Here is a 25084-nt window from a genome sequence, read left to right as displayed (position 1 = left end):
CACGTGTCAAATGATGCCTTGCTGGAAGCCGTCACGCGTTACACCGATTCGCAGCCCGGTGACGGTCCATATCTCACGCCTGTCAACGGTGTGATGATCCTGCGCTCGAATCGGGAAAGACAGCCGTCGCATCTCATCTTCAAGCCTGCGCTGTGCATTATCGTGCAGGGCGCGAAATGGACCATCTTCGGGAATCAGCGTTTTCACTACCGCGCGGGACAGGCGCTGGTTGTCAGCGTCGAGATGCCGGCGGTTGGCCGGGTCGTGGAGGCGAGCAGGACGCAGCCGTTTCTTGGCATCGTGATCGAATTCGATCTCGCCGTGATGCGTGACGTGCTCGAAGGACTGGCCGCGTCTGAAGAGACACATGAGGCAATCGGCGCGAGCGGCGAGGCCGCGCGCGGTGTCTTCGTCACGGACTTCGACGGGCCGCTGGCCGATTGCGCACTGCGGCTGATGCGCCTGCTCGATACGCCGAAAGCCATTCCTATGCTTTATCCGTCGATCATGCGGGAAATCTGCTACTGGCTGCTCACAGGCCCCCGCGCCGCCGACGTCGCGGCGATCGTGCTGGGCAACAGTCACGCACATCGTGTGGTCAGTGTGATCCATTCTTTGCGCAACCGGTTTGCTGAAAACGTGCGGATCGAAGAACTCGCGGTGCAGGCGCAGATGAGTCCTTCGGCGTTTCACCGGCAGTTCAAGACGCTGACGTCGATGACGCCGCTTCAGTACCAGAAGCAACTGCGCCTGCTCGAAGCGCGGCGGCTGATGCTGATGGACGCGGCCAATGCCGAGACGGCCGCGTTTCAGGTCGGGTATGAAAGTGCATCGCAATTCAGCCGTGAATACGCGCGCATGTTTGGCGCGCCGCCTCGGCGCGATGTCGTTACGTTGAGGGCCGGAACGGTCTGACATTCAGGCAATCTACAGCCAGTCGTGAAAATAGCGATCGACGATCATGTACATGGGGAAGTACCAGTTGTCCCGCATGAACAGCTTGTCGCTCAATTGCCTGGCCGTCAGATCGGCTTCGGTCGTGATGCCGCCCACGCTGCGTTCCAGCTTTTCCTTGACGCTGGTGAATCCCGATCCTTTCGATGCAGCGGTCGGGCCGGTCATCTGGATCGTGCTCTTGCGAACATCGTTGAAATAAAGCTCGCGTCGCGCGGCGTCATTCTTGAGCGTCTTGAAGTTGCTCCGCACCATGGCTTTATAGGTCTTCATGCCTTTGCTTCTGGGGTGACATGCGATCACGGAATTGCTGATGGCGGGCGTCTGGCTGCCCACTTTGGTTTCCCACCACGCGGCGGACTCCCAGTCGCTTTGGCTGACGCCGTCCTTCCACGCGTGGTTGACGGCCGAGAATCGCGGATACGACTCGTGGCAAATAATCGATCCAAGCGGACTTGCGCAGGAGACGTCCGTATCGACATACACGCCGCCGTACTGCATAAGGATTTCGATTCTGAGGATGTCGCTGGCCGCACCGAAATTGCCGCCGCGCTCGACCAGTTCCTGTCGATAAATCGGCGCGGTCTTTCCCATGTTGAGATCGCGCTCTACCTCGCGCAGCTTGATGCGGTTGCTCTTGCAAAACGCCATGATGGAGTTGATCTTCTGCACGCGCATGCCCTGCAATGCTTCACCGCGATAGTTCAAATATTGCTCCAGATACTTCATGGTTGCGCGATCGTCGCCGTCCTTTCCCACGCGCTCGGCGACCGTTTTCCATTGATCCACGCTCACGCCCGAGCCGTTGTTGTTCTGCGCCGTATAGTGCGTGGTGGCGGCGCGGCGCCGTTCGCCAGTCAGCAACTGTTTTGCATCGATCCACAGATTGACTTCCCAGTCGGGATTCTTGGTGGGAAAGGTCGCAATGCAGTCTCGATTACGCTGAGGGATGTCGTTACCGATCCAGATGATATGCAGCTTCTTGGGTATGGCTTTCAAGTTGGATTTCCCGATGTCTGTCAGCGGCTGGCGAAGGTGGACGTCAAGATTCGACGTGGCTGATCGACGCCTCTCGTTTACTGACAACACTCAGGGCCTTTGCCCTATTCCAATTGGTGTCGGGCGCATTGGAAATACGTCGCTATCCAGAAGAAACATCGGAAAATGGAATAAAAATTCCATCAAGTAAAATAGTAAAATTATCGTTGCATTGGCGATGATGCTCTTCTATGCTTGTTTCTATCAGCGGCCGGAGTGTCGCGTTCCAGGCAGAAATCAGAAAGCAGAAGGGAGACAGCCGTGCAAAGCATGCAAGCCGATGCAGTGACGCCTCATGCCGTGGTGGAAGCGCTCTTGCGCGGCCCGGGTGCTGTGCGCATACAAGGCGCGTTCAGCAAGGAGCAAGTTGCGCAGGCGCGCAGTATCGTGATGGCGCATTCGCAGGATCGGGCCCAGACCGTTACGCATTTTCAGGGGCAGGCGGCGCAGGATCAGCGCCTGCATTTACAGCGCCGTGTGTGGAATCTGCTTGCCAAGGGCAGCGTATTTTCAGAAATGGCGGAGCATCCCGCGATTGTCGAGGCCATGCGGCTTTTTCTTGGCGATGACTTCATCATGGGATCGATTGCCGCCAACCGGATTCTCCCGAACGGGCCGGGACAGGAGCCGCACATCGATTATCCGTATTGGGATTTTCATGCGCCGGGCACGTTCCCGGTCGGCATCAACACGAGCTTCCCGCTCAACGCGCAAGTCACTATTCCGCTTGACCCCTTCACGCCGCAGACCGGCGCGACCGCTTTTGTGCCGCATACCCAACACGAGCTACGGTACCCCGGTGACGGCGATGCCTTCTTCGAGCGCTGCGAGCGCATGGAAGCGGAGCCGGGCGATGCGATTGTGTTTTTCGGCGCGACATGGCATTGCGCAATGCCCAATCACAGCGTGCAGGATCGTAGCGCCGTGCTGATCCAGTACCTTCCGAAGTTCGTCAAGCCAATGGAAGACCTGCGCGCGATGGTCGGTGAAGCGTTCGTCAAGAGCGCCAGCCCGACCATGCGTCAATTGCTCGGCTTGAATTTTCCGTATCCGCAAAATCTCGATGCCGTTGCGGTCGCGAAAAACGCCGAAGGCCGCACCAACGCGACGCGTTAGGGAAAAGACCAGCTTTAGCCTTCTGAAAACCTCAGCGCGCGCTCCAGGGCGCCCGCGCTGATCGGTTTGTGGAGATAGCCGTCGAACGGTTCCAGATCGTCGTCGCGCAGATCGGTGCGGCCTGTCACCGCGATCACGCATGCGTCGCGTGACGCGCCCTCTTCGCGCACCAGCCGGCAGAGTTCACGGCCGTCTGCATCGGGCAATTCGATGTCGAAGAAAACCACGTCGAAGCTTTGAGCTTGCGTCAACTCCAGAGCGGCGCGGCCGTCGTACGCCACCTGCACCTTGTGTCCCAGGCCCGAGGCAATTTCGCCAAACGCGTCGGCTGAATCTTTATGGTCGTCGATAAAAAGAATGTGCACGATGTCCTCGGCATTTGTGTGGTGTGCTGCTTGGATTTGACGTCCGACAGGCAGGTGAAATGAACGAGATCGCGCGTTCGCACATATCCATGCAACGACAGTGCCAGGTTGATCGCGCATGGCGGTGGCGCTTGCCCAGCGCGCGTGTGCGGCAGGCGCGGGTCATTATTACAACCGCGATGGCTTCGGCGGCGATTACTGCATTTCCCCAAAACCGGGCGAGGCAGCCCATTTCGCCCAAAAAAGGTTGACAATCGGCGCGTGCGACGCGAGCATGTTTCCGTTGGAAAGTTTACTTTCGCTCCACTCAACGCTGCTCCTCACTTCTCCTGCCCGTGGCCGCCATGAATGAACGCCGAAAACCCGCAGCGGTTTCCAGGTCCAAGAAAACCCAGAGTACCGACGCGCCGCCTGCGCAAAAACCCTATCACCACGGTGCGCTGCCGCGTGCGCTGCTCGCGGCGGCTGAAACCGTGCTGCGAAACGACGGCATCAGCGGCCTGAGCTTGCGATCCATCGCGCGAGAAGCCGGGGTGTCGCACACAGCGCCGCAGCACCATTTCGGCGATACAGCCGGCGTCCTGAGCGAACTCGCGGCCAGCGGCCATCTGCGCCTCACCGAGACCATGTTGAAGCACGCGGACGGCTTGCGGCCGGGGCCGCAACGGCGTCGCGCCATCGCTCGCGGATATGTGAGTTTTGCCGTCGCGAACCCGGATTTGTTCCGGCTCATGTCGCGGGGGGAAATGCTCGACAACACGCGGGCGTCGCTGGTTGAAGCACGGCGCATGTCAGCGTTGGCGCTGGCCGACGTCACAAGCGACGCCGATCAGGCAAGCGAACGGACTTCAGCGTCGGTGAAGCTGGACGCCGCGCGCGCGGTCGCCATGACCGCGGCGTGGGCTTATGTGCACGGCTTGGCCACCTTGCTCATTGATGGGCGCCTTAGCGGCATCGCGCTATCGGCTGAAGGGGTGGAAAGCGCCGATGCGCTGGTCGAGGCGACCATCGATCAGATGCGGATCGGGTAGGCGTCGAGCGCTGAAATAGCGCTCGACGCAAAGCTCCAGAAGAACTCAGAAGCTTTCGCTGGTATGGCGTGAACGACCTGCGCGCTTTCGGTTCTATCGACGCGGGCTTTCATATCATCGAACGCGAAGCCGGTGTGAAGGCAAGAATCCCTCCTTCAGGCGGGCTCCTTCAAGCCCCTTCCTCAGCATGGTTTCGGCAACGGCGTTTGCCGGCGACACTAGACCCATCGATCGATAACAACCTTTCCCGGATCAACCGGACCGGTCGATGTGGTTGGCTTGAGTGACGAAAGCACGTACTACGAAAAAAAGAATTCGCGGTCCCGCTTGGGTCTTGTCCGAGTCGGCGTTACATGGCATTTAATAAACTTATTAATCGTGTGTAACACCGGCGATCTATTTTTATCACACCGGGGAAACACCCTGCGAACCTGAGCCTCAACCGCAGGACACAACCTTCTGGAGGTAAACATGAAATCGTCGATCTATGCAGTCCTTATTGTATCGGTGTTGGCCGGGCCGATCACTTCGTTTGCTCAGCAGAACAACGGGCCCATCACCCGCGAGCAAGTGAACAATGAACTCGTCCAGCTTCGCGACGCGGGGTACACCGGCAGTGCAAGCGACACGACCTATCCTGCGGACCTGCAAGCCGCGCTTGCACGCGTGGCCGAAAAGAACCAAGCGCAGGCGCAGACTCCGCAAGACAGCGAGTACGGCACATCGTCAAGCGGATCATCGCAGGCGGGACGTCCGCAGGCATCGATCGATACCCAGTCGATCTACAAAGGCCAATAATGCCGTGTGGAGCGTCAGGCTGGCTTCTTAAGCCTGGCGCTCCACAGCGCCCTTTGGTTCACGCCCATGTCTCGACCGTTGCGAAGTAGTCCTTGAGCGTCGACGGTACGTAAGGGCCGGGTGCGCCCACCGGATCGCCGAGCACAGATGTTCCGGCGAGCCTGTCGCGAATCGAGCGATGTGCGCCGAGCGGCAAGGACGTCAAAAAGTCGCGCGGACCATGTGGAAGGCCAACGAACACGCCGCTCGCCCACGGTTGATGAGCCACGCCGAGCGCGCTGGGCGACATCGGCAGGAAGGGGTTCTGGAAGATGATGCCATTGTCGATTTCGGCCAGGCTGCTGGTCATCCAGGCGAGCGCGCCATCGGACAAACCGCTCTCGTTGTTGGCCGAGGGATAACCGCCGCCGACGTCGGAGTGCGCTCCGGGGAAGAGGACTTGCGTGATGTTGGCGCGTTCGTCCCATAGCGTTGGCGTAAAGTCGCCGCGCTGCTCGTCCACGCTGATTGCGTGGAAGCCATACAGCACGGCGGGACTCAGCGCCGTATCGGCGAAGCGGAAAACGTCGACGCGTTGGTCGTTTGACTCCACGTAGAGCGGTATGCCCATGGATCCGACCGTGTCCCATACGCCTATAGCCTGAATCTTGATGCCTGAAATAAGGTCCTTTGGATCGATGGGCGGGGAGAGCGTCAGGAAGCTCGTCACCTCCCGGAACAGCGAAACGACGGACGTATTCCACGTTTTTGAAATGGCTGTAGCCCGGTTCGCGCGATGCGCACGCCACGCGGCAACGCCATTGCGATACCCGACGAGCGGATCGCTCAGATCGAGCGTCTTTGCATTGAGCAGGCCCTGGTCGACGATGAGTCCGCCAAGCGCCCGCGCGGTGTAAGACCCGCGACTAAAGCCAATAATGAATATGCGATCCCCCTCTTCGTAATTTCGCGAGATGAATGTATAACCGCGAACAATCCGCGCAATCAACCCCCAGCCGAAAACCCCGCCGAGCATCTTGATGATGGCATTGTTCGAGTCGCCCACGCCGTGCAGATACTTGGCTACTTGCAGGCATTGACCGCCGGCGGTCAGCGACGATTCCTGTTCGGTCGCATAGACCACGGCGCCCGAATGGGGATCGCTGGCGAGATTCAGGAACAGCTTCCATACGTTCGTGGTCTTGGGCGTGTCGTCGTCTTCGCCGGAGTTGGGTCCGTTCCAGGTGCCGTCGGCGCAGAACACTATATTCTTTGGCATGACGATCCTTCTAGTTGAGTGAGCGGTTTTGTGGGATCAGGGCAGGGCGTCACCTGTGGAGTATCCGGATTTGAGAGCATCGCCCGCAGTGCTGCCCGATACCGCCGTGCCATCGAGCTTGGGCTGTGCCTCGGTTGTCTTGAAGCCTATGTAAGTCGCGCCGCTGATGCCCAGCAGCAAAAGCGTATTGATATCGAAGTGCGGCATGGTGCCGGTGGTGAACACCTGATTAAGAAACATCAGGCCGACTACGATCGTAAACACAAGCATCTGCAAGCGATGCACGGCGACGCCGCTCTCATCGCTCGTCAGGTCCTTGAAGAAGTGCGGAGTTGTAGAAGGGAATTGCGTGCGCCGCGACAGGTCCACGCCTCGTGCGCTGACACCCAGCACGCTGTAGATACCCATCAGAACCAGCGGCTGCGCCGATAACGGCGGCACGCCTCCAAGCGCCAGCCACTCAAACACGTAGGACACCACGATAATCGCCGTCCACCACGCCATCTGTGTTCGCGCAAGGCTGAACGTGCGGTTCTGGAACAGCACCGTGGTTTCGGCGCCCACGTCCCGCAGCAAGGCCGTGCTCGCGCCAAGGTAGATAAAGAGCGCGACCGTCGCGATAGCCACGGCAGCGGCCACCGCAATGCGCCACCCGCGCGACCACTCGAACAGAAGCGTTGTGCCGGGGCCGGCGACAATTTTTCCGTCGGCGTCCGCGACACTCACCTGCAACTCGCGCATCAGCGCGGAGCCATTGCCCAGCCACGGAAAGCCAGTCAACCGATGCCATGCCGCAGTATTTTCGGGCGGCGGCGCATCGGTTGTCCTGCCGAGCAAGAAGGACACGGCGCGAGGGTCTGCCGCGCATCCCTGCGCGGTGATTCCGGTGTTGTCGCCATCGACGATCAATGTGTACTGCCGGACGACCGATGACGCGGGGCAATCCCCCGCGATGGGAACGCGGATGACATCGCCCAATGAGCCGTGGATGACCGTGGGCGCCTGGGGCTGCGCATGTGCGCTGGCGCAGAGCAGTATCGATGCAAGCACCGCCAGTGCGCCGTGAAAAAGTCGCTTCATATAGCCTCCGGCATTGCGGCCGCGGCCGCTCAAATGGCGTGTGCTGCGCCAGCTTCAGGCACGGCAACAATGGCGGGCTGCGGCGAAACCCGCTCGAGGAACAGGCTGCGTTCGGCGTTCCTGCGTTTCAGCAGTCCTGGCAACGCCTGGCCGTTTGCATGACACCAGCGAAGAAACTGATCCGCGGCGCCGGCAAAGTTTCCTGCGTTGAGCAGTTTCAGCAAGGTAGACGAACGAAGATTTGCGATGCCGAGGTTGAACGCGAAACTGGTCAGGGCACCATACTGATTGTCATTGAGCGGGACGATGACCGATGCAAGAACGCCCGCGCCCGCTTGCATGAGGTCGCTTTCAAGGAGCGTTTGTGCTTGCGCGACAGTGATGCCATTGGGGTAGAGCGCCTTGACCTCGGCAAGTGCTGCATTGCCGCGCAGAAAATGGCCTCCGCTTTCAATCGCGTGGCCCCAGCCGATCGTCCAGATGCCCACCGGGTCGAGATATGGACGGATCGTCCCGGTGCCATCGCCAAATCCCGGGATGCCTTCATATAGCTTCACAAGGTTTACAGCGGCTTCGCATACGGCGCGAGGGGTCATGACGTCCTCCTTACTGTGCTCGGAGCGGCCCTCGGGCACATGACACTCATGCATCCTGGCGCGCCATACGAAGGACGAACGAGTGGGTTCTCTTTTGGAAAGGAACCTGTGACGAGCATTCGCGAAACGCTCTCAACGTTCGCCAGGCCACATAACTCACCACGCCTCCCGCGCGGCTCATCGGAATTTGAAATTGCAGACCTTTTGAATCGTCTTCGATGAACAGCACGCGAACTCACATTTCACGCGGAACGGCTCATCCCGGCATTCGCTCCGCCTAAAAAAAATCGAGGCAACGGATGACGTCATCGGACCAGAGCAACCATCATCACCCCGGCACGTTCGACGAACTCATCTTCCGCCGCGAACTGAACGAAGTGCATCTGCTGCTCGATTTCATTTCCGGCCGGCCGGATTCGCATATATGGGATCTCGATGGCAAAGTCCCGCGCTCGCCGACGGATACGCCGCCTCCGGGAGAAAAACCGGCCGTTGCCGAACGCAATCACACGCTTGATGCGTTCGAGACCATCAAGTGGGTCTGCAAGCTGCGCTATCCGCCAACATCGCCTTCAACCGACAAGGCCTACGACGCCACCTTGCTGTTTTATGTGAAGGACCGGTTGAACAGCCTTGCCTACCCGGCGACGGGATTGACCATTGCATACACCTATATTTTCGTAGAGGAGCAACGGCCCATCCAGGGGATGCACGACCCTGACCGTGAAACGCAGACACGCGCGTCGGTTGCGCGCGAGGCTTATCCGGGACTCGTTGGAAGCGCTCGCCGGTTTCGCTGGATCCATAAATTCAATACGGTGATTGGTGTATGCGTGACTGTCTTTGCCGCTTTGCTGCTGTGGCTCGTCACATATGGCGTGCAGATCACGGCACGCTTCGAGGCGGACGGCCGGGCCGCGGCGGATATCACGCAGCAGATCTACGCGGAAGTCGACAAGGACAACGCCGCCGGCTCCGCTGACGGCAGAATAATCACGAGCCGCAAGACGGTGCCCGAGCGTTGCGATGCATCGGGAATAGATGCCCAGACCAACGCGGTCCGGCTGCTATGCAACGACTGGTCTTATATGCAGGCGCGCTACGACATGTCGATTGCAGATGCCGCGACGTTCGCCAACAGCTTCCCTTCCAGCGCCCTCATGCTGGTGTTTCCAACCGCGGTCGGCAGGGGCGAGTGGACAAGTCCGTCAGCGCGTCCTGGGGCGCCGCGCGAGGACAAGGCGCGCCAGGAAGCTATTCAGTCGATCACACTGGTTTTATCCACTTATGCAAGCTATGTCCTGCCGATCCTCTTTGCGCTGGTCGGCACCATTGCTTCGCTGCTGCGCGATATAGGCAACAAGATCACGGACAACCTGCTCGCGCCAAGAGACGAGACGCTTGCGTTGATGCGCGTGCCGCTTGGGCTGATGGCGGGCGTGGCGGTGGGCTTGTTCTTCAGCCCGTCGGCGACCGCAACGCAAATTAGCGCCGGCGCAGGCGTGCTGACGCTCAGTGCTTCAGGCCTTGCGTTTATTGCCGGTTATGCCGCCGACGGATTTTTCCGCATGCTCGATACGCTGACAACGCGGGTCTTCAATTTGAACATACAGGAGCGGCGCCGCGACCCGAAGTGAAGGCAAGCGTGTTCTGTTTCATCACAGTGTCCGGCGCAAGTGTTCCGAAACGGAGCAATGGAACAACAGGAGCGATAGGCTCAAACGCTCGCACGCCTTGTATATATTCGCCTCAGGTTCGTTGGCATGCATCTCGCGTGCAGATTTCCACCGGCCAGGGCAATGTTCGCCGGGACGGTCACACTCACCGACACGCGAGGAGCACGCACATGAATCACGCTGAGATGCAGTTCCTGAACACCGATTTCCCGTACAAAAAGCAGTATGGCAATTACATCGGTGGAAAATGGGTTGAGCCCGTAGGCGGTGAATACTTCGACAACATCTCGCCGATCACAGGCGAAGCGTTCACGTCCATTCCCCGTTCGCGCGAAGCCGATATCGAGCAGGCGCTTGATGCGGCGCACAAAGCCAAAATCGCATGGGGCAAGACCTCGGCCACGGAGCGCGCCAACATTCTGAACAAGATCGCCGACCGCATGGAGGCGAACCTGACGCGCATTGCGGTGGCCGAGACCATCGATAACGGCAAGCCGCTGCGTGAAACCATGGCTGCGGATATCCCGCTCGCCATCGATCATTTCCGCTATTTCGCCGGCGCCGTACGTGCGCAGGAAGGCTCGATTTCGCAGATCGACAACGACACGGTCGCTTATCATTTTCACGAGCCGCTTGGCGTGGTCGGCCAGATCATTCCGTGGAATTTCCCGATCCTGATGGCGGTATGGAAGCTTGCCCCCGCCCTTGCCGCCGGCAATTGCGTGGTTCTCAAGCCTGCGGAGCAGACGCCTGCATCCATTCTGGTGTTGCTTGAATTGATCGAGGACCTGCTGCCGGCCGGCGTGCTGAATGTGGTCAATGGTTTTGGACTGGAGGCGGGCAAGCCGCTTGCGTCGAACAAGCGCATTTCGAAGATCGCGTTCACCGGCGAGACCACGACTGGCCGCCTGATCATGCAGTACGCAAGCCAGAACCTGATTCCGGTGACGCTCGAACTCGGCGGCAAGAGCCCGAACATTTTCTTTGCCGACGTGATGAACGCGGACGACAGTTTCTTCGACAAGGCGCTCGAAGGCTTCGCCATGTTCGCGCTGAACCAGGGCGAAGTCTGTACCTGCCCGTCGCGCGTGCTGATTGAAGAAAGCATTTACGACAAGTTCATCGAGCGTGCGCTCAAGCGCGTGGCCGCGATCAGCCAGGGTCATCCGCTTGATTCGAAGACGATGATCGGCGCGCAAGCCTCGCAGGAACAGCTCGAAAAAATCCTGTCGTATATCGATCTCGGCAAACAGGAGGGCGCCGAATGCCTGATCGGTGGAGAGCGCAATGCGCTGGATGGCGAATTGAAGAATGGTTACTACATCAAGCCGACCGTCTTCAAAGGCCACAACAAGATGCGCATTTTCCAGGAGGAAATCTTCGGGCCGGTGGTGTCGGTGACAACCTTCAAGGACGAAGCGCAAGCGCTCGAGATTGCCAACGACACGCTCTACGGTCTCGGCGCGGGCGTATGGACACGTGATGGCACGCGAGCGTACAGATTCGGCCGCGACATCCAGGCAGGCCGTGTATGGACCAATTGCTATCACGCTTATCCTGCGCACGCCGCGTTCGGCGGTTACAAGCAATCGGGCATTGGCCGCGAGAATCACAAGATGATGCTCGACCACTATCAGCAGACGAAAAACCTGCTGGTCAGCTATAGCGACAAACCGCTCGGCTTCTTCTAAACCGGGTAGTCTGACGGCGAGCCGCTTGCGCATGTGCAGCGCGGCTTGCCCCTCGCACTTTTAAGTGGAAACCCTGATGAGCCACGATGAAGTTTCACGCGTGACCGCCACGCCCGCGGCAATCGAACTGATCGAAAAGCTCAAGGCTGAACACGGGCAGATATTGTTTCATCAATCTGGCGGTTGCTGCGACGGCAGCGCGCCCATGTGCTTTCCAGTTGCAGAGTTCATGGTCGGTTCGTCCGACGTAAAGCTCGGCGAGATTGGCGGCGTGCCGTTCTACATGAGCGATTCGCAATTCGAGTACTGGCAGCACACGCAATTGATCATTGATTGCGTACCGGGCAACGGCGGCATGTTTTCGCTGGAACGCCCAAGCGGTCTGCGTTTTCTCACGCGCTCGCGCCTATTCGACGACAACGAATCCGCATGGCTCGACGAACATCCGGTCGAGCATGTAACAGGTTGAAGCCGGGAAAGACGCCGTTGGTAGTGGTACATTGTCTCGATCGACCACGCAACGGACGGAGCTTGCCACCGCCTCCCTCCGCGAACGTTGGCGGAGGAGACAATGGCTATGGACCCGCTTTCTTCAGGCCGGGTAAATGCGTTGAGCGGATTGAGCGGTTCGAACCGTATCGAAGTGCTCGACGTCATCAGGCAATCGCACGAAAGGTCCCGCGGTTTCGGCCTCTCGGAAACCATGCGTCCTGACTACAGCGTGCTCGGCGAACCCGACTTGCTGCTCAAGCGCGAACAGAACCGCGCGCTGTGCACGCATGCGCTGCCGGTGATCGAAACGCTCTACGGGCAGATTGCAAATACGCACAGCATGGTCGTGCTGACCGATTCACAAGGCTTGATCCTTCATTCGCTGGGTGACGACGATTTCCTGGCGCGCGCGGATCGCGTGGCGTTGCGTCCGGGCGCCTTGTGGAGCGAACAGCAGCAGGGCACCAACGCCGTGGGCACCACCATAGCCGCCGGCGAGCCCACCATGATCCTCGGCGACCAGCATTATCTGCGCGCCAATCAGTTCCTCGCCTGCTCCAGCGTGCCAATACTCGATCCTTTCGGCGAGTTGTTGGGCGTGCTCGACGTATCCGGCGATTGCCGCGGCCATAGCCGCCACACCATGGCGCTTGCCAAGATGTCGGCGCAGATGATCGAGAACCATTTGTTCACGAGCGCGTTTCCCGAGGCCTTGCGCATTCATTTCCACGGGCGTCCCGAGTTTATCGGCACGTTGATGGAAGGCATCGCCGCGTTTCGGGCCGATGGCCGGTTTCTCTCCGCGAATCGCAGTGCGCAGTTTCAGTTTGGCTTGCCGCTTGCGTCGCTCAAGGCGCATGGCTTGTCATCGCTGTTCAATGTTTCCTGCGGCGAGCTGGTTGATCTCATGCGCCACGGTATGGTCACGCCGAGCGACCGGCTGATTTCATTGCGCTTGCCAAGCGGCGTGAATGTTTTCGCGAGCGTGGACTTCAGGCGCTCCACGCCGGTCGCATTCAGCACGGACGCAAGCGAGATCACGGACGTTACCGCACGCAAACGCACGCCGGAGCCTCAAGCCAGGTTGTCCGGCCTGCGCTATCTGCTCACTGGCGACCCGCAAGTGGCGGCGCTCGTCGAACGCGTGCGCAAGGTCATGGGCAAGAACATTCCGATCCTGATCGGCGGCGAGACGGGGACGGGCAAAGATGTACTCGCGAGCGCGGTGCACAGGGATTCGCCGCGCAGCGACGGACCGTTCGTCGCGGTGAATTGCGCGTCCATTCCCGATACATTGATCGAGTCCGAATTATTCGGTTACGAAGAGGGCGCGTTCACGGGTGCATCGAAGCGAGGCGCGCGCGGCAAGATCCTGCAGGCCGATGGCGGCACGTTGTTCCTAGACGAAATAGGCGATATGCCGCTCGCCCTGCAAAGCCGCTTGTTGCGCGTACTGCAGGACCATACGGTGACGCCGCTGGGCAGCGCGCGTTGCGTGCCGGTCGACTTCGCATTGATTTGCGCGACCAACCGAAACTTGCGTGAACGCGTGAGCAGCGGCGAGTTTCGCGAGGACCTCTACTACCGCATCAACGGTTTGCTCGTGACCTTGCCGCCGCTGCGGCAACGCACGGATCTTGCGGTGACGGTTGAAAAGATCCTGAGGGCCGAGCGCGCGAACGGGCCTGCTATCAGGGTTTCACCGGAGGTTCTCGACGCTTTCACGCAACACGCGTGGCCGGGAAATTTTCGCCAGCTTGCCAACGTGCTGAAGACCGCCTGCGCAATGCTCAATGACGACGAGACCACGATCCGGCTCAACCATCTTCCGGAAGATTTTCTGGAGTATCAAGGCGTGGCATTGCAGCCGGTCTTGAAAGAGAACATACGTCTGGACCATCTTGCACTGACCGCCGTCTCTGCTGCGCTCGACAAGCACGGCGGCAATGTATCGGCCGCCGCGCGCATGCTTGGTGTGTCGCGCAATACGCTGTACCGGAAGATGGCGGCGCTTGGGCAATCACGTCGCCGCTGATCGACGCCGTTTGAGACAAACGTCTCATTCGCGAGGATGGTGCACTGCGGTGTGATCTCCCGGAACACGCGTGATAAAACGTCACCATGCCAGGATGTTTCAGTGAACGTTCGCGCATAGCCGAATCCGCCGGAGACTCTTCATGCCGTATGTTTCGCAGACCAGACATATTGATCGCGTACGCAGCGTGATTGAAGGCCGCGTGAGCAGTCGGGATGCGAACGCCGATTCGGTCAGGCTTGCTTCGTCGTACAGGCGGTCGCTCGAGCAATATCATCTCGATCCGGGCGCGACCATGGGTCCGCGCATTCTGACCGTCCCCGAATTACGCAATATCCAGCAGCGCGAGGAAACCGTGCTGCGCGCGTCCGGGCAATGTTTGTCCCGGTTGCACGAGACTGTTCGCGAAGCGGATTACTGTGTGATGCTGACCGACGCGCAAGGCGTCACGATCGATTACCGGGTCGATCGCGACCGGCGTCACGAGTTCAAGCGCGCGGGGCTTTATCCCGGCTCATGCTGGTCCGAACGCGAAGAGGGCACGTGCGGCGTTGCGTCGGTGCTGCTCGATGCCGAACCGATCACCGTGCACAGGACCGATCATTTTCGCGCGGCGTTCACCACGCTCACGTGCAGTGCGTCGCCCATCTTCGGCGTGCAGGGAGAGTTGATCGGCGTGCTGGATGCATCGGCAGTGCGCTCGCCGGAAGAGCGCGAAAGCCAGCGGCTCGTGAACCACATCGTGCGTCAGAGCGCGGTGTTGATTGAGGACGGTTTCTTTCTGAATGCGACCACGCAGTGCTGGGTGTTGCTTGCGCATCGCAGCCGCCATTATGTTGAAGCGCAACCCGAAATCCTTATCGCCTTCGACGCACGCGGTTTCGCCGTCGCCGCAAACCGGCGCGCGAAGGAGTGCGTCCCTGGACTCAATCAGTTGCCGCGCCATGTCGGCGAGCTTTTCGATATCCGCGCGGAACGGCTGCTCGATGCACGTCCAGGGCGCGACTTCATTTCATTCAGATTGATCGCGTCCGGCGCTGCGCTGCATGCACGCGTGAGGCAGCCTGTTGCGCGCGCTGCGACGAGCACGCCGACGCCGCAGGTAAAGGAGGGGGCGCAGCCGGCGTTATCGGAAAACGAAGTGCTGGAGCGCAACCGCATCACCGCCGCGATGACCGAAGCCAAGTGGCGGCCGCTCACTGCCGCGCAAGCGTTAGGTATTTCGCGGGCGACGCTTTATAGACGTATTGCGAAGTTGGGAATCGTAGCGCCTCACCGGCGCTAGCTTGAACAGCATCTTTTCCAGCGGGCAAAGAACCCGCGTTATTCAACCGATGTTTAGTGATCCATATTTAATGGAGGAGCGACCATGCCTGAAACCAATCCGAACCAGACTATCTCCCAGATCCTGGAGGCGTTCGAAGCCGCGCTGAGAAGTGGTGACGCAAGCGCTGCCGCTGCGCTATTCCAACCCGACGGCTACTGGCGCGACCTTGTCGCGTTCACCTGGAACATCAAGACCATGGAAGGACGGGAGCAGATCGCCGCCATGCTCGATGCGCAGTTGAACGCCGTCAAGCCCTCGAAGCTGAAAATCGCGGACGGCGAAACGGCGACCGAATCCGACGGTGTGACGCAAGCCTGGATCACGTTCGAAACTGGCGTCGCACGCGGGACAGGTTTCATCCGCGTAAGGGACGGCCTGATCTGGACGCTGCTCACCACCATGACCGAACTCAAGGGTCATGAAGAGCCGAAAGGTCGGAAGCGGCCGATGGGTGCCGAACACGGCGCGCGCACCGACCGCACGAGCTGGACGGAAAAGCGTGCGGCTGAACAGGAAACGCTGGGTTACGAGAAGCAGCCGTACTGCCTGATCGTGGGGGGCGGACAGGGCGGCATTGCGCTTGGCGCGCGGATGCGCCAACTGGGTGTGCCGACCATCATCGTGGACAAGAACGAAAAGCCCGGCGACGCGTGGCGGGCCCGCTACAAGACGCTGTGCCTGCATGATCCGGTCTGGTACGACCACATGCCGTACCTGCCGTTTCCCGACAACTGGCCTGTGTTTTCGCCGAAAGACAAGATTGGCGACTGGCTGGAGATGTACACGAAAGTGATGGAGCTGAACTACTGGGGGGCGACAACGTGCAAGTCGGCACGCTACGACGAATCGGCCGGCGAGTGGATCGTGGAAGTCGAGCGCAACGGCGAGAACGTGACGCTCCGGCCGAAACAGCTTGTGCTCGCCACTGGCATGTCGGGCAAGGCCAACGTGCCCCGGTTCAAGGGCATGGATGTATTCAAGGGCGAGCAGCATCACTCGTCGCAACATCCGGGGCCTGACGCGTACAAGGGGAAGAAGGTCGTTGTGATCGGCGCGAACAATTCATCGCACGATATCTGCGCGGCGCTGTGGGAAGCCGGCGTGGATGTGACCATGGTGCAGCGTTCGTCCACGCATATTGTGAAGTCGGATTCGCTGATGGAACTCGCGCTCGGCGATCTCTACTCGGAACGCGCCGTGGCCTCCGGCATGACGACAATGAAAGCCGATCTGACGTTTGCATCGATTCCGTACAAGATCCTGCATGAGTTCCAGATTCCGGTCTACGACGCCATCAAGAAGCGTGACGCCGAGTTCTACGAGCGCCTGGAGAAGCGAGGCTTCATGCTCGATTTCGGCGACGATGGCTCGGGCCTGTTCATGAAATACCTGCGGCGCGGTTCGGGCTATTACATCGACGTGGGCGCGTCGGATCTTGTCGCGGACGGCAAGATCAAGCTGAAGAGCGGTGTCGACGTGGTCGAGCTGAAGGAGCATTCGGTGGTGCTCAGCGACGGCAGCGAGCTCGAGGCGGATCTCGTCGTCTACGCAACCGGTTATGGTTCGATGAACGGCTGGGCCGCGGATCTGATCTCGCGCGAAGTGGCGGACAAGGTCGGCAAGGTGTGGGGACTGGGTTCGAACACGACCAAGGATCCGGGACCGTGGGAAGGCGAGCAGCGCAACATGTGGAAACCCACGCAGCAACAGGCGTTGTGGTTTCATGGCGGCAACCTGCATCAGTCGCGGCATTACTCGCAGTATCTTTCGCTGCAACTGAAGGCGCGCATGGAAGGCATTGAAACGCCGGTGTACGGCTTGCAGGAAGTGCACCACCTGTCGTGATGTTTGCTCGCGCGCGATGCGGGAGAACGGGCATCGCGCGCGAATTCAACCATCAAAGAGCTTGCCGGTACATCATGAACCCCGGCTTATCGGCGACCTTGTCGTAGAGCTGCATTGCCGTGGCGTTGGTTTCGTGGGTATGCCAATAAACGCGCTCCGAACCCGCGCTTTTCGCGCATGCATACACCCCGTTGATCAGCTTGCGGCCCACGCCGTGTCCTCTCGCGGCCTCCGCAGTGAACAAATCCTGCAGATAGCAAATAGGACCGAGCAGGGTCGTGCTGCGATGATAGATGAAATGCACGATGCCGATCAGCTTGCCATCTTGCTCTGCGACCAACGCGTGCACGGGTTCGTTGACATCGAAAAATCGCGCCCACGTCGAGTCCTTGATGTCCTGCGGCAGCGCGGTGTCTTTGGTGCGCCCGTAGAACGCGTTATAACCGTCCCAGAGACGCTTCCATGGCGCGTAGTCGGCTTCCTCGACCGGTCTTATTTGTACGGTACCAGTCATGAACATGTCTTCGATTCAGCGCGCGTTGGCAGTAGAAAGGCGTTCGATTTGCGCACCGCCCGTATCGAAATTCTTTGGATCGAGCCAGCGCTCGTAGCTTGCCTTGAGCGCCGGCCATTCGGAATCGAGGATCGAGAACCACGCGGTATCGCGGTTGCGTCCCCGGTACACCACGGCCTGGCGAAAGATGCCTTCGAAAGTAAAGCCGAAGCGCTTGGCCGCGGCGCGCGAGGGCGCATTGAGCGAATCGCATTTCCACTCGAAGCGCCGGTTGCCAAGGTCATCGAAGACATGGCGCATCAGCAGGAAAATTGCCTCCGTCGCAATGCGGGTTTTTTTCAGCAGCGGCGAGAAAGCGATAAAACCCACCTCGATCACGCCGTTCGCCGGGTCGATGCGCATCAGCGCGAGCGTGCCGAGCGCCTTGCCGCTGGCTGCATCGATCACGGCGAAGTGCAACGGGTCGGACGTCGACGCGAGCTTTTCCAGATGTGCCCGGTGAGCTTCCAGCGTGCTGAACGGTCCTGTTGCCAGATACGTCCAGTCGCGCGCATCCGTGGCCGAGTTGTAAGCGTCGGCCAGATCGTGGAGATGCGTGGCCGGATCAACGGGAACCAGACGGCAATAGCGCCCTTCGTGCGCGACGCGTGCCGGCGCACGGGCGCCTTGCCAGTTTGGAAGCGGTGCGCCAATGGGCTGTGCAAATTCGTTCTGAAACGTGCTCAATCGATTCTCCGTTCAGGTGATTGATTCGTGATGGTTCTCGACTCTGGTATAAGAATAAAATGTCGATGGCGCCATTGATAGACCCAATAACCCTGTTTTATTTAGAGCCACGTTTCTCGCGCGTGCTTCCACGGTCGGCCAGTGCATGGACCTTGCCTTACTCTTTTCAACCTTCGCCGAACGCCTGAATGGCCGGAAGATCACGCAACAACGCATGCTTTACGAAGCGTTGCGCGACGCCATTCTGGACGGCCTGCTTCCGGCAGCCACGCGCTTGCCCGCAACGCGCGTACTCGCGAGCGAACTTCGCATTGCGCGCAACTCGGCCATGTTCGCCTATGAGCAGCTCGCGGAGGAAGGGTTCTTGCACGTAAGCCGGCAGGGTTCCGTGGTGGCTCCGGTCGGCACGCAAATGCGAACGCAATCGAAACCGCCCGCGAGGAAACCTCATCCGGCGCAACTCTCGCGGCGTATCGACGGCTTGAGGCGCGAATCGCAGACCAGTCCCATCGCGGTATCGTTTCGTCCGGGCCTGCCAGCCCTCGACGAATTCCCCATGACGCAGTGGCGCGCCGCCATCGCCCGCGCATGGCGAAAGCTCGCCGCAACGGATCTGGGCTACGCGAACAGTGCCGGCACGCCCGAACTCCGGCAGGCGCTGGTCGATTACCTCAAGGTTTCGCGAGGCGTGCGCTGCGACATCGATCAGGTCTTTATCACCGACGGCACGCAGACAAGCCTCGACCTTTGCGCACGCATCCTGGCCGACGCCGGCGACCGCGTGTGGGTGGAAGATCCCGGTTATGCGGGTGCACGCGCGGCGTTCAAGGGAGCGAACCTGTCGCTCGTGTCCATCCCGGTCGACGCAGACGGCATGGCGCCCGCAGCTTCGCACTGGGCGCACTCTCCGCCCAAGCTGATCTATGTGACGCCGTCGCATCAGTATCCGCTTGGGAGCGTGCTGAGCATCGAGCGGCGCATGCAGATCATCGCGGACGCACGCGCGCATCGTGCATGGGTGATCGAGGACGACTACGACAGCGAGTTCCGCCACACGGGTTCGCCGTTCGCGGCCATGCAGGGACTGGCGGTCGACACACCCGTGATCTATCTGGGCACGTTCAGCAAGACCATGTTTCCCGCGCTGAGGATTGGTTTCATGGTTGTGCCGCCGGGACTCTCCCGCGAGTTCGCGCGCACGCTCGGGGAGATATCGCGGCAGGGCCGTACAGCCGATCAACTGGCGCTCGCGGATTTCATGCGAAGCGGCGCATATACGCGGCACCTGCGGCGCATGCGCGGGCTGTACGCGCGCAGGCGCGTAGCGTTGCAGGCCGCACTTGACCACCATTTCGGCGACTTGCTGACGGTATCGGGCGGGGCGGGCGGCATGCATCTGACTGCCCGGCTGAACGCGCCCTTGCGTGATATGGACGTATGCAATGCAGCGCGCTCGGAAGGGCTATGGGCGGTCCCGGTCAGTGAATTTTGCCTGGCCGGCGCGAACGCCGAAGCCTATAACGGACTGGTATTGGGTTATGCAAGCGTGCCTGTGACCGAGGCGGACGCCGCCGTCGAAAAACTCGCGCGGATCGTAAGATCGATGCTGCCGTGAATGCGCCGAGCGCGCTGACCAATCAATCATCAACGAACCAAACATGCCCGAACCGCTGATTCCCGCCACCGTTGCGTTCCGCCCGAACGGGTCGCCTTATTCGCCGCTATACGGCGACATTTATCACAGCGTCGTGGGCAGCGTCGCGCAGGCGCAATACGTATTCTTGCAAGGTAACGGCTTGCCGGAACGATGGCAGCGCCGCCCGGATTTCACCGTGCTGGAAACCGGCTTTGGCATGGGCATCAATTTCCTGACGACGTGGGCTGCATGGCGTGCGGATCCGTCGCGCAGCGATCGTCTGCATTTCGTATCGGTCGAAAAACATCCGTTCTGCGCCAGCGATCTCCGTCTCACGCATGCGGCGACTATCGACGACGCAGCCGTCGCGGCGCTTTCGCCAACGCTTGCCGATGCGTGGCCGGACCTCACGCCCGGCATCCATACGCTCGCCTTCGATGACACCCGTGTCACCCTGACGCTGATTTTCGGCGATGCGGTCTCGGTCTTGCCCACGTTGCAGCTTCGCACCGATGCGTTTTATCTCGACGGTTTTGCGCCGGCCCGGAATCCCGAACTCTGGACGCCGGCCTTGTTTGAGTCGCTCGGCCGTCTTGCGAGCGAAGGTGCAACGTTCTCCACGTATACGAGCGCGGGCGAAGTCAAACGCGCACTGCTGCACGCGGGCTTCGAATATAAAAAAGTGCCGGGCTTTGGTTGGAAACGCGCAATGCTGATCGGGCAATATTTACCGCAATAAGCTTTGCTTAATATAGTAAAAATTGCCAATCAAGACGGTTTTGTCCTTGATGAAATACGTCTGAAAGGCCGGGTGCTCATCATCACCGACAGTACGCTTTGGAGACTGTATTATCTGCGCCTGCGTGCGCGGCGGCTTTGTCGGCGGCTTTGTCATAAGGCACCGCGCACGCTTCCAAATGGCATGTATGGCGTCCTTCGAGGCGCTCAATCAATAACAGGGATAAAGCAATGCCCGATCATCGCGCTGTCGATCAAAACAGCTTCCGCCGCATTATCCGGCGCAATATCGCCTTGCCTATTGGCGCCGGGATCGCGACTGCGGTCGTGTTTGTCGCGCTGTTGTTTTATCTGCTGTCCGCCATGAACTGGCTGGAGCATTCGGAGCGTGTCATTGGCGACAGCAACGACCTGATCAAGCTCGCGGTCGATCGCGAGTCGGGGCAGCGCGGCTACCTGCTCACGGGCGATGACAGCTTTCTCGCGCCGTACCAACTGGGCAAGGCGAGCTTTAACGCAAAGCTCTCGACGCTGATGGATTTGGTCAGCGATAACCCGCCCCAAGTCGAACGCCTGAAGCGCATTGAAGCATTGCAGGCGCAATGGGATCGCTTCGCCGAACAGACGATCGCAATGCGCCGGGCGAATCAGGATGTCGTGGAGATTTTGCGCAGCGGGCGCGGCAAACTTGAATTCGACGAGACGCGCCGCGAGTTCAAGGACTTCCTGGACGTGGAGCTGAACCTGCGCTGGGAACGCGCGGCGACTGCCCGGCAGGTCACGACAACGGCTGTCGCCATTTTCCTCGCAATCAGTTTGTCGTTGAGCGCATTGCTTGCCATCTTCGGCCGCCGTGAGTTGATGAAGCTGTCCGAGACCTACGATAGCGCGCTGACAGCCCAGGCCGAACACAACGAAGTCCTGCATCAGCAGGCGTGGCTGCGAACCGGGCAGAGCCAGCTTGCGGAGAGCCTCGTCGGACAGCAGGCGTTGCCGCGCCTTGGCCGCGCCATGCTCGACTTCCTTGCGCAATATCTTGGTGTGGTGGTGGCGGCGCTTTACGTTCGCGACGAGAGCGGCCGGTTGCGCCGCGTCGCCGCGTATGGTTTCAGCCGCGAGAACGAGGCGCGCGAACAAAGCTTCGAGGACGCCGAGACGCTCGTCGGTCAGGTGGCCGCGCGGCGTCGCCTGATCGAACTCGATGATATCCCCGACAACTATCTGAAGGTCACTTCGGGTCTTGGAACCAGCCCGCCGAAGAGCATTGTCATGACGCCCATCGACAACGACGGCGCCGTGAACGGTGTGATCGAACTTGGCTTCATGCAGCCGGCGGCGGCGCGGGATATCGACTTCCTGAAGCTGATATCGGCAAGCGTGGGCGCGTCGGTGGAAGCGGCGTTGTATCGTGAGCGCCTGCAGGACGTGCTCGCGGAAACGCAGCAATTGAATGAGGAGTTGCAGGTTCAGCAGGAGGAATTGCGATCCGCCAATGAGGAACTGGAAGAGCAGACGGCCGCGCTGGAAGAGTCGCAATCCAATCTGAACAATCAGAAGGCCGAGCTTGAAACCATCAATGAGCAGCTCACGTATCAGGCATTGACGCTCGATGAGAAGAACGAGGCGCTCAACAAGGCGCAGACGGAACTCGAAGAGCGCGCCGACGACTTGCAGCGCGCGAGCCGCTACAAATCCGAGTTCCTCGCGAACATGTCGCACGAGTTGCGCACGCCGTTGAACAGCTCCTTGATTCTCGCGAAGCTGCTGTCGGAAAACCATACCGGCAACCTGAGCGATGAACAGGTCAAGTTCGCGAACACGATCTACTCGGCCGGCAACGACCTGCTCAACCTCATCAACGACATTCTCGATATCTCGAAGGTCGAGGCGGGCAAGCTCGAACTCGCGCCCGAAGACGTATCGCTGTCGCGCCTGACCGAGTCGTTGCAGCGCACCTTCGAGCCGCTCGCCGGGCAGAAGCGGCTGGCGTTCACCGTGGATATCGAACCCGGCACGCCGCAGTCGATTTTCACCGACTCACGGCGGCTCGAGCAGATACTGAAGAACCTGATATCGAATGCGCTGAAGTTCACCGATGCCGGCACGATCGCGCTCACGCTGAGCCGCACGGGCGGGGAGCACGTGCGCTTCGCGGTGAGGGACTCGGGCATTGGCATTGCGCCGGAAAACCACGAGACGATCTTCGAAGCCTTCCGTCAGGCCGACGGCACGACGAGCCGCCGTTATGGCGGCACCGGACTCGGGCTTTCGATCTCCCGCGATCTGGCGAAGCTGCTAGGCGGCACGATCCGCGTGAGCAGCGCGCTGGGCGCCGGCAGCACGTTCGAACTCATCTTGCCTTCCAGTTGGACGGATGCGGGCAATGTGGCAGAAGACGTGCCTGTCGTTTTCCCGGCGCATGTCCCGGTCATGCCGCACATTCCGGTCGTGCTTGCTGAAGCGCCGCTCGTGGAGACAGCGCCCGTGCCCGCGTATGACGACGACCGGCAAGACGCGAAGGCCGGCAGGCGTTCCGTGCTGGTGATCGAAGACGATCCGGAGTTTGCAGGCATCCTGTACAACCTCGCGCACGAAATGCGTTACCGCTGTCTGGTCGCGCAGACCGCTGCCGAAGCCATGCAACTCGTCGCACAGCATTTGCCCGATGCCATCCTGCTCGACATCGGCTTGCCTGACCGCTCCGGGCTCATGGTCTTGCAGCAGTTGAAAGACGGGCCGCAGACACGTCACATTCCCGTTCATGTGGTGTCCGCCAACGACAACAGCGAGGCCGCGCTGCATCTTGGCGCGATTGGCTACGCAATCAAGCCGACCACGCGCGAGCAGCTCAAGGAAATTTTCCGCAAGCTCGAGGACAAGTTCACGCAGAAGGTCAAGCGGGTGCTGCTGGTCGAAGACGATGCCCGCCAGCGCGAAAGTATCGTGCAGCTCATTGGCGATGACGACATCGAGATTACCGCCGTCGAGTTCGGCGAGGAAGCACTTGGGTTGCTGCGCACGACCATTTTCGACTGCATGATCATCGACCTGAAACTGCCTGACATGCAGGGCGGCGAGTTGCTGCACCGCATGTCGGGCGAGAACATGTATTCGTTCCCGCCAGTGATTGTCTATACCGGGCGCAACCTGACGCATGCGGAAGAGGCCGACCTGCTCAGGTACTCCCGCTCGATCATCATCAAGGGCGCGCGTTCGCCCGAGCGTCTGCTCGATGAAGTCACGCTGTTCCTGCACAAGGTGGAGACTGATCTGTCTACCGAACGGCAGACCATGTTGAAGACCGTGCGCGGCCGTGACCGCGCGTTCGAGGGCCGCCGCATTCTTCTTGTTGACGACGACATCCGCAACATCTTCTCGCTTAGCAGCGCGCTCGAGCACAAGGGCATGGCGGTTGATATTGCGCGGAATGGTTTCGAGGCTATCCAAAAGCTCAACGAAGTACCGGATATCGACCTGGTATTGATGGATGTGATGATGCCCGAGATGGACGGGCTGGAAGCCACGCGCCGTATTCGCGCCGATGCCCGCTTCAGGAACCTGCCGATTATCGCGATCACGGCGAAGGCAATGAAAGACGACCAGGAGCAGGCGCGCGCGGCCGGCATGACGGATTACCTGGCCAAGCCCATCGATCTGGACAGGCTTTATTCGCTGCTGCGTGTCTGGTTGCCGGGGTTGGAGCGGATTCGGGCTTAGCAGATCGAGGTCAATCGAACTCGTCGTGTTGCGGCAGCGAGTCGGTGATCGTGTACCACGGCGCCTTCGAACCTACAAAAATATGCGCCGTGGGACGAATGGCCGGGCTATCGACAAGCGTGCCCATCGTGACATGCGCATACGCGCCTTCGCGGACGATCGAATACATCAGCGAGCCGCAGCGCTTGCAATGCACGTCGTGCGCAGCGTGCGGGTCGCCGTGGATCAATAACGCGTCCTCGCCGTGCGTGAGCCTGAGCTTATGCCGCTCTATTCCTGCGAACGGTTTGAAAGCCGAGCCGGTTGCGCGGCGGCAATTGGAGCAATGGCAATTCAGCGCATAGGCGAATTCGTCTTTCACCGCGTAGCGAACCGCTCCGCACAGGCACTTTCCGGCAAGCAACGTGCTCGCTTGAATTCCGGTCGATGGCTTCATGATCGTTGAATGAAA

Annotated in this window: 21 protein-coding genes and 1 pseudogene; 14 read left to right on the top strand and 8 right to left on the bottom strand. The window is 60.1% G+C overall.

Features of this window, described 5'->3' with window-relative positions; all coding sequences use genetic code 11:
* The first annotated feature begins 3 nt into the window (after positions 1-3).
* On the top strand, positions 4-915 hold the full coding sequence (locus tag AWB64_RS21895; RefSeq protein WP_060857526.1) for an AraC family transcriptional regulator: 912 nt from the start codon (positions 4-6) through the stop codon (positions 913-915).
* A 12-nt stretch (positions 916-927) separates the two neighbouring features.
* Here the strand turns inward: AWB64_RS21895 and AWB64_RS21890 are convergent, their stop codons facing one another.
* A complete protein-coding gene (locus AWB64_RS21890) occupies positions 928-1953 on the bottom strand; it encodes a TcdA/TcdB catalytic glycosyltransferase domain-containing protein (RefSeq protein ID WP_060857525.1) in 1026 nt (341 codons plus the stop codon).
* Positions 1954-2262: 309 nt separating this feature from the next.
* On the opposite strand from AWB64_RS21890, the gene AWB64_RS21885 reads away from it, so the two are divergent.
* Positions 2263-3108 carry a phytanoyl-CoA dioxygenase family protein gene (locus tag AWB64_RS21885; protein ID WP_099050584.1) on the top strand — a complete coding sequence of 282 codons (846 nt, stop codon included), beginning with the start codon at positions 2263-2265 and terminating at the stop codon, positions 3106-3108.
* A gap of 14 nt (positions 3109-3122) precedes the next feature.
* On the opposite strand, the gene AWB64_RS21880 is transcribed toward AWB64_RS21885, so the two are convergent.
* Positions 3123-3473, bottom strand: coding sequence for a response regulator (locus AWB64_RS21880; protein ID WP_060857557.1), 351 nt, complete (start codon positions 3471-3473; stop codon positions 3123-3125).
* Between the two features lie 118 nt (positions 3474-3591).
* Between AWB64_RS21880 and AWB64_RS21875 the strand changes: the two genes are divergently transcribed.
* The 3 genes from AWB64_RS21875 to AWB64_RS21865 all read left to right on the top strand — a co-directional run bounded on the left by AWB64_RS21875 (position 3592) and on the right by AWB64_RS21865 (position 5302).
* On the top strand, positions 3592-3825 hold the full coding sequence (locus tag AWB64_RS21875; protein ID WP_060857523.1) for a hypothetical protein: 234 nt from the start codon (positions 3592-3594) through the stop codon (positions 3823-3825).
* Complete coding sequence (locus AWB64_RS21870) at positions 3818-4504, top strand: TetR/AcrR family transcriptional regulator (protein ID WP_060857522.1); 687 nt, start codon at positions 3818-3820, stop codon at positions 4502-4504. The genes AWB64_RS21875 and AWB64_RS21870 overlap by 8 nt, the downstream gene beginning before the upstream one ends.
* Before the next feature lie 471 nt (positions 4505-4975).
* The gene (locus tag AWB64_RS21865; protein ID WP_060857521.1) at positions 4976-5302 is read left to right on the top strand and encodes a DUF4148 domain-containing protein; all 327 of its coding nucleotides are present in this window, start codon (positions 4976-4978) and stop codon (positions 5300-5302) included.
* 58 nt (positions 5303-5360) lie between these two features.
* On the opposite strand, the gene AWB64_RS21860 is transcribed toward AWB64_RS21865, so the two are convergent.
* Genes AWB64_RS21860 through AWB64_RS21850 form a run of 3 tightly spaced genes read right to left on the bottom strand, consistent with a single transcriptional unit; the run spans position 5361 to position 8275 of the window.
* Complete coding sequence (locus AWB64_RS21860; protein WP_060857520.1) at positions 5361-6560, bottom strand: T6SS phospholipase effector Tle1-like catalytic domain-containing protein; 1200 nt, start codon at positions 6558-6560, stop codon at positions 5361-5363.
* A gap of 36 nt (positions 6561-6596) precedes the next feature.
* Entirely contained in the window at positions 6597-7640 is a 1044-nt protein-coding gene (locus AWB64_RS21855) for a hypothetical protein (protein WP_060857519.1), read from the bottom strand.
* A gap of 29 nt (positions 7641-7669) precedes the next feature.
* Positions 7670-8275, bottom strand: coding sequence for a lysozyme (locus AWB64_RS21850; protein ID WP_244164148.1), 606 nt, complete (start codon positions 8273-8275; stop codon positions 7670-7672).
* A 260-nt stretch (positions 8276-8535) separates the two neighbouring features.
* Between AWB64_RS21850 and AWB64_RS21845 the strand changes: the two genes are divergently transcribed.
* The 6 genes from AWB64_RS21845 to AWB64_RS21820 all read left to right on the top strand — a co-directional run bounded on the left by AWB64_RS21845 (position 8536) and on the right by AWB64_RS21820 (position 17302).
* The gene (locus AWB64_RS21845) at positions 8536-9873 is read left to right on the top strand and encodes a hypothetical protein (RefSeq protein ID WP_060857517.1); all 1338 of its coding nucleotides are present in this window, start codon (positions 8536-8538) and stop codon (positions 9871-9873) included.
* 209 nt (positions 9874-10082) lie between these two features.
* Positions 10083-11603 (top strand): aldehyde dehydrogenase, encoded by a 1521-nt coding sequence (gene adh / locus AWB64_RS21840; RefSeq protein WP_060857516.1) that lies wholly within the window; start codon positions 10083-10085, stop codon positions 11601-11603.
* A 76-nt stretch (positions 11604-11679) separates the two neighbouring features.
* Positions 11680-12072, top strand: a complete 393-nt coding sequence (locus AWB64_RS21835; protein WP_060857515.1) for a DUF779 domain-containing protein — start codon at positions 11680-11682, stop codon at positions 12070-12072.
* A gap of 102 nt (positions 12073-12174) precedes the next feature.
* Positions 12175-14130, top strand: a complete 1956-nt coding sequence (locus AWB64_RS21830) for a sigma-54-dependent Fis family transcriptional regulator (RefSeq protein WP_244164147.1) — start codon at positions 12175-12177, stop codon at positions 14128-14130.
* A gap of 142 nt (positions 14131-14272) precedes the next feature.
* On the top strand, positions 14273-15415 hold the full coding sequence (locus AWB64_RS21825; RefSeq protein WP_060857514.1) for a sigma-54-dependent Fis family transcriptional regulator: 1143 nt from the start codon (positions 14273-14275) through the stop codon (positions 15413-15415).
* 84 nt (positions 15416-15499) lie between these two features.
* A complete protein-coding gene (locus tag AWB64_RS21820) occupies positions 15500-17302 on the top strand; it encodes an NAD(P)/FAD-dependent oxidoreductase (protein WP_060857513.1) in 1803 nt (600 codons plus the stop codon).
* 52 nt (positions 17303-17354) lie between these two features.
* Here the strand turns inward: AWB64_RS21820 and AWB64_RS21815 are convergent, their stop codons facing one another.
* Both AWB64_RS21815 and AWB64_RS21810 read right to left on the bottom strand, forming a co-directional pair.
* Positions 17355-17816, bottom strand: a complete 462-nt coding sequence (locus AWB64_RS21815; protein WP_060857555.1) for a GNAT family N-acetyltransferase — start codon at positions 17814-17816, stop codon at positions 17355-17357.
* Between the two features lie 15 nt (positions 17817-17831).
* Positions 17832-18542 carry a GNAT family N-acetyltransferase gene (locus AWB64_RS21810; RefSeq protein ID WP_060857512.1) on the bottom strand — a complete coding sequence of 237 codons (711 nt, stop codon included), beginning with the start codon at positions 18540-18542 and terminating at the stop codon, positions 17832-17834.
* Positions 18543-18687: 145 nt separating this feature from the next.
* Between AWB64_RS21810 and pdxR the strand changes: the two genes are divergently transcribed.
* From pdxR to AWB64_RS21795, 3 genes and pseudogenes are all read left to right on the top strand, one after another.
* A complete protein-coding gene (gene pdxR / locus AWB64_RS21805; RefSeq protein ID WP_060857511.1) occupies positions 18688-20157 on the top strand; it encodes a MocR-like pyridoxine biosynthesis transcription factor PdxR in 1470 nt (489 codons plus the stop codon).
* Between the two features lie 43 nt (positions 20158-20200).
* Positions 20201-20914: pseudogene (gene mnmC2 / locus AWB64_RS21800) on the top strand (tRNA (5-methylaminomethyl-2-thiouridine)(34)-methyltransferase MnmC2); the annotation flags it as partial.
* Positions 20915-21147: 233 nt separating this feature from the next.
* Entirely contained in the window at positions 21148-24633 is a 3486-nt protein-coding gene (locus AWB64_RS21795; RefSeq protein ID WP_060857510.1) for a response regulator, read from the top strand.
* Between the two features lie 10 nt (positions 24634-24643).
* Here AWB64_RS21795 and AWB64_RS21790 read toward each other — a convergent pair whose 3' ends face one another.
* On the bottom strand, positions 24644-25069 hold the full coding sequence (locus tag AWB64_RS21790) for a GFA family protein (protein WP_060857509.1): 426 nt from the start codon (positions 25067-25069) through the stop codon (positions 24644-24646).
* Positions 25070-25084: the final 15 nt, after the last annotated feature.

Source organism: Caballeronia sordidicola (genome assembly GCF_001544455.2).
Classification (GTDB): Bacteria; Pseudomonadota; Gammaproteobacteria; order Burkholderiales; family Burkholderiaceae; genus Caballeronia; species Caballeronia sordidicola.
Note: the sequence above shows the minus strand (reverse complement) of the source record. Positions and strands in the feature narration are given on the sequence as shown.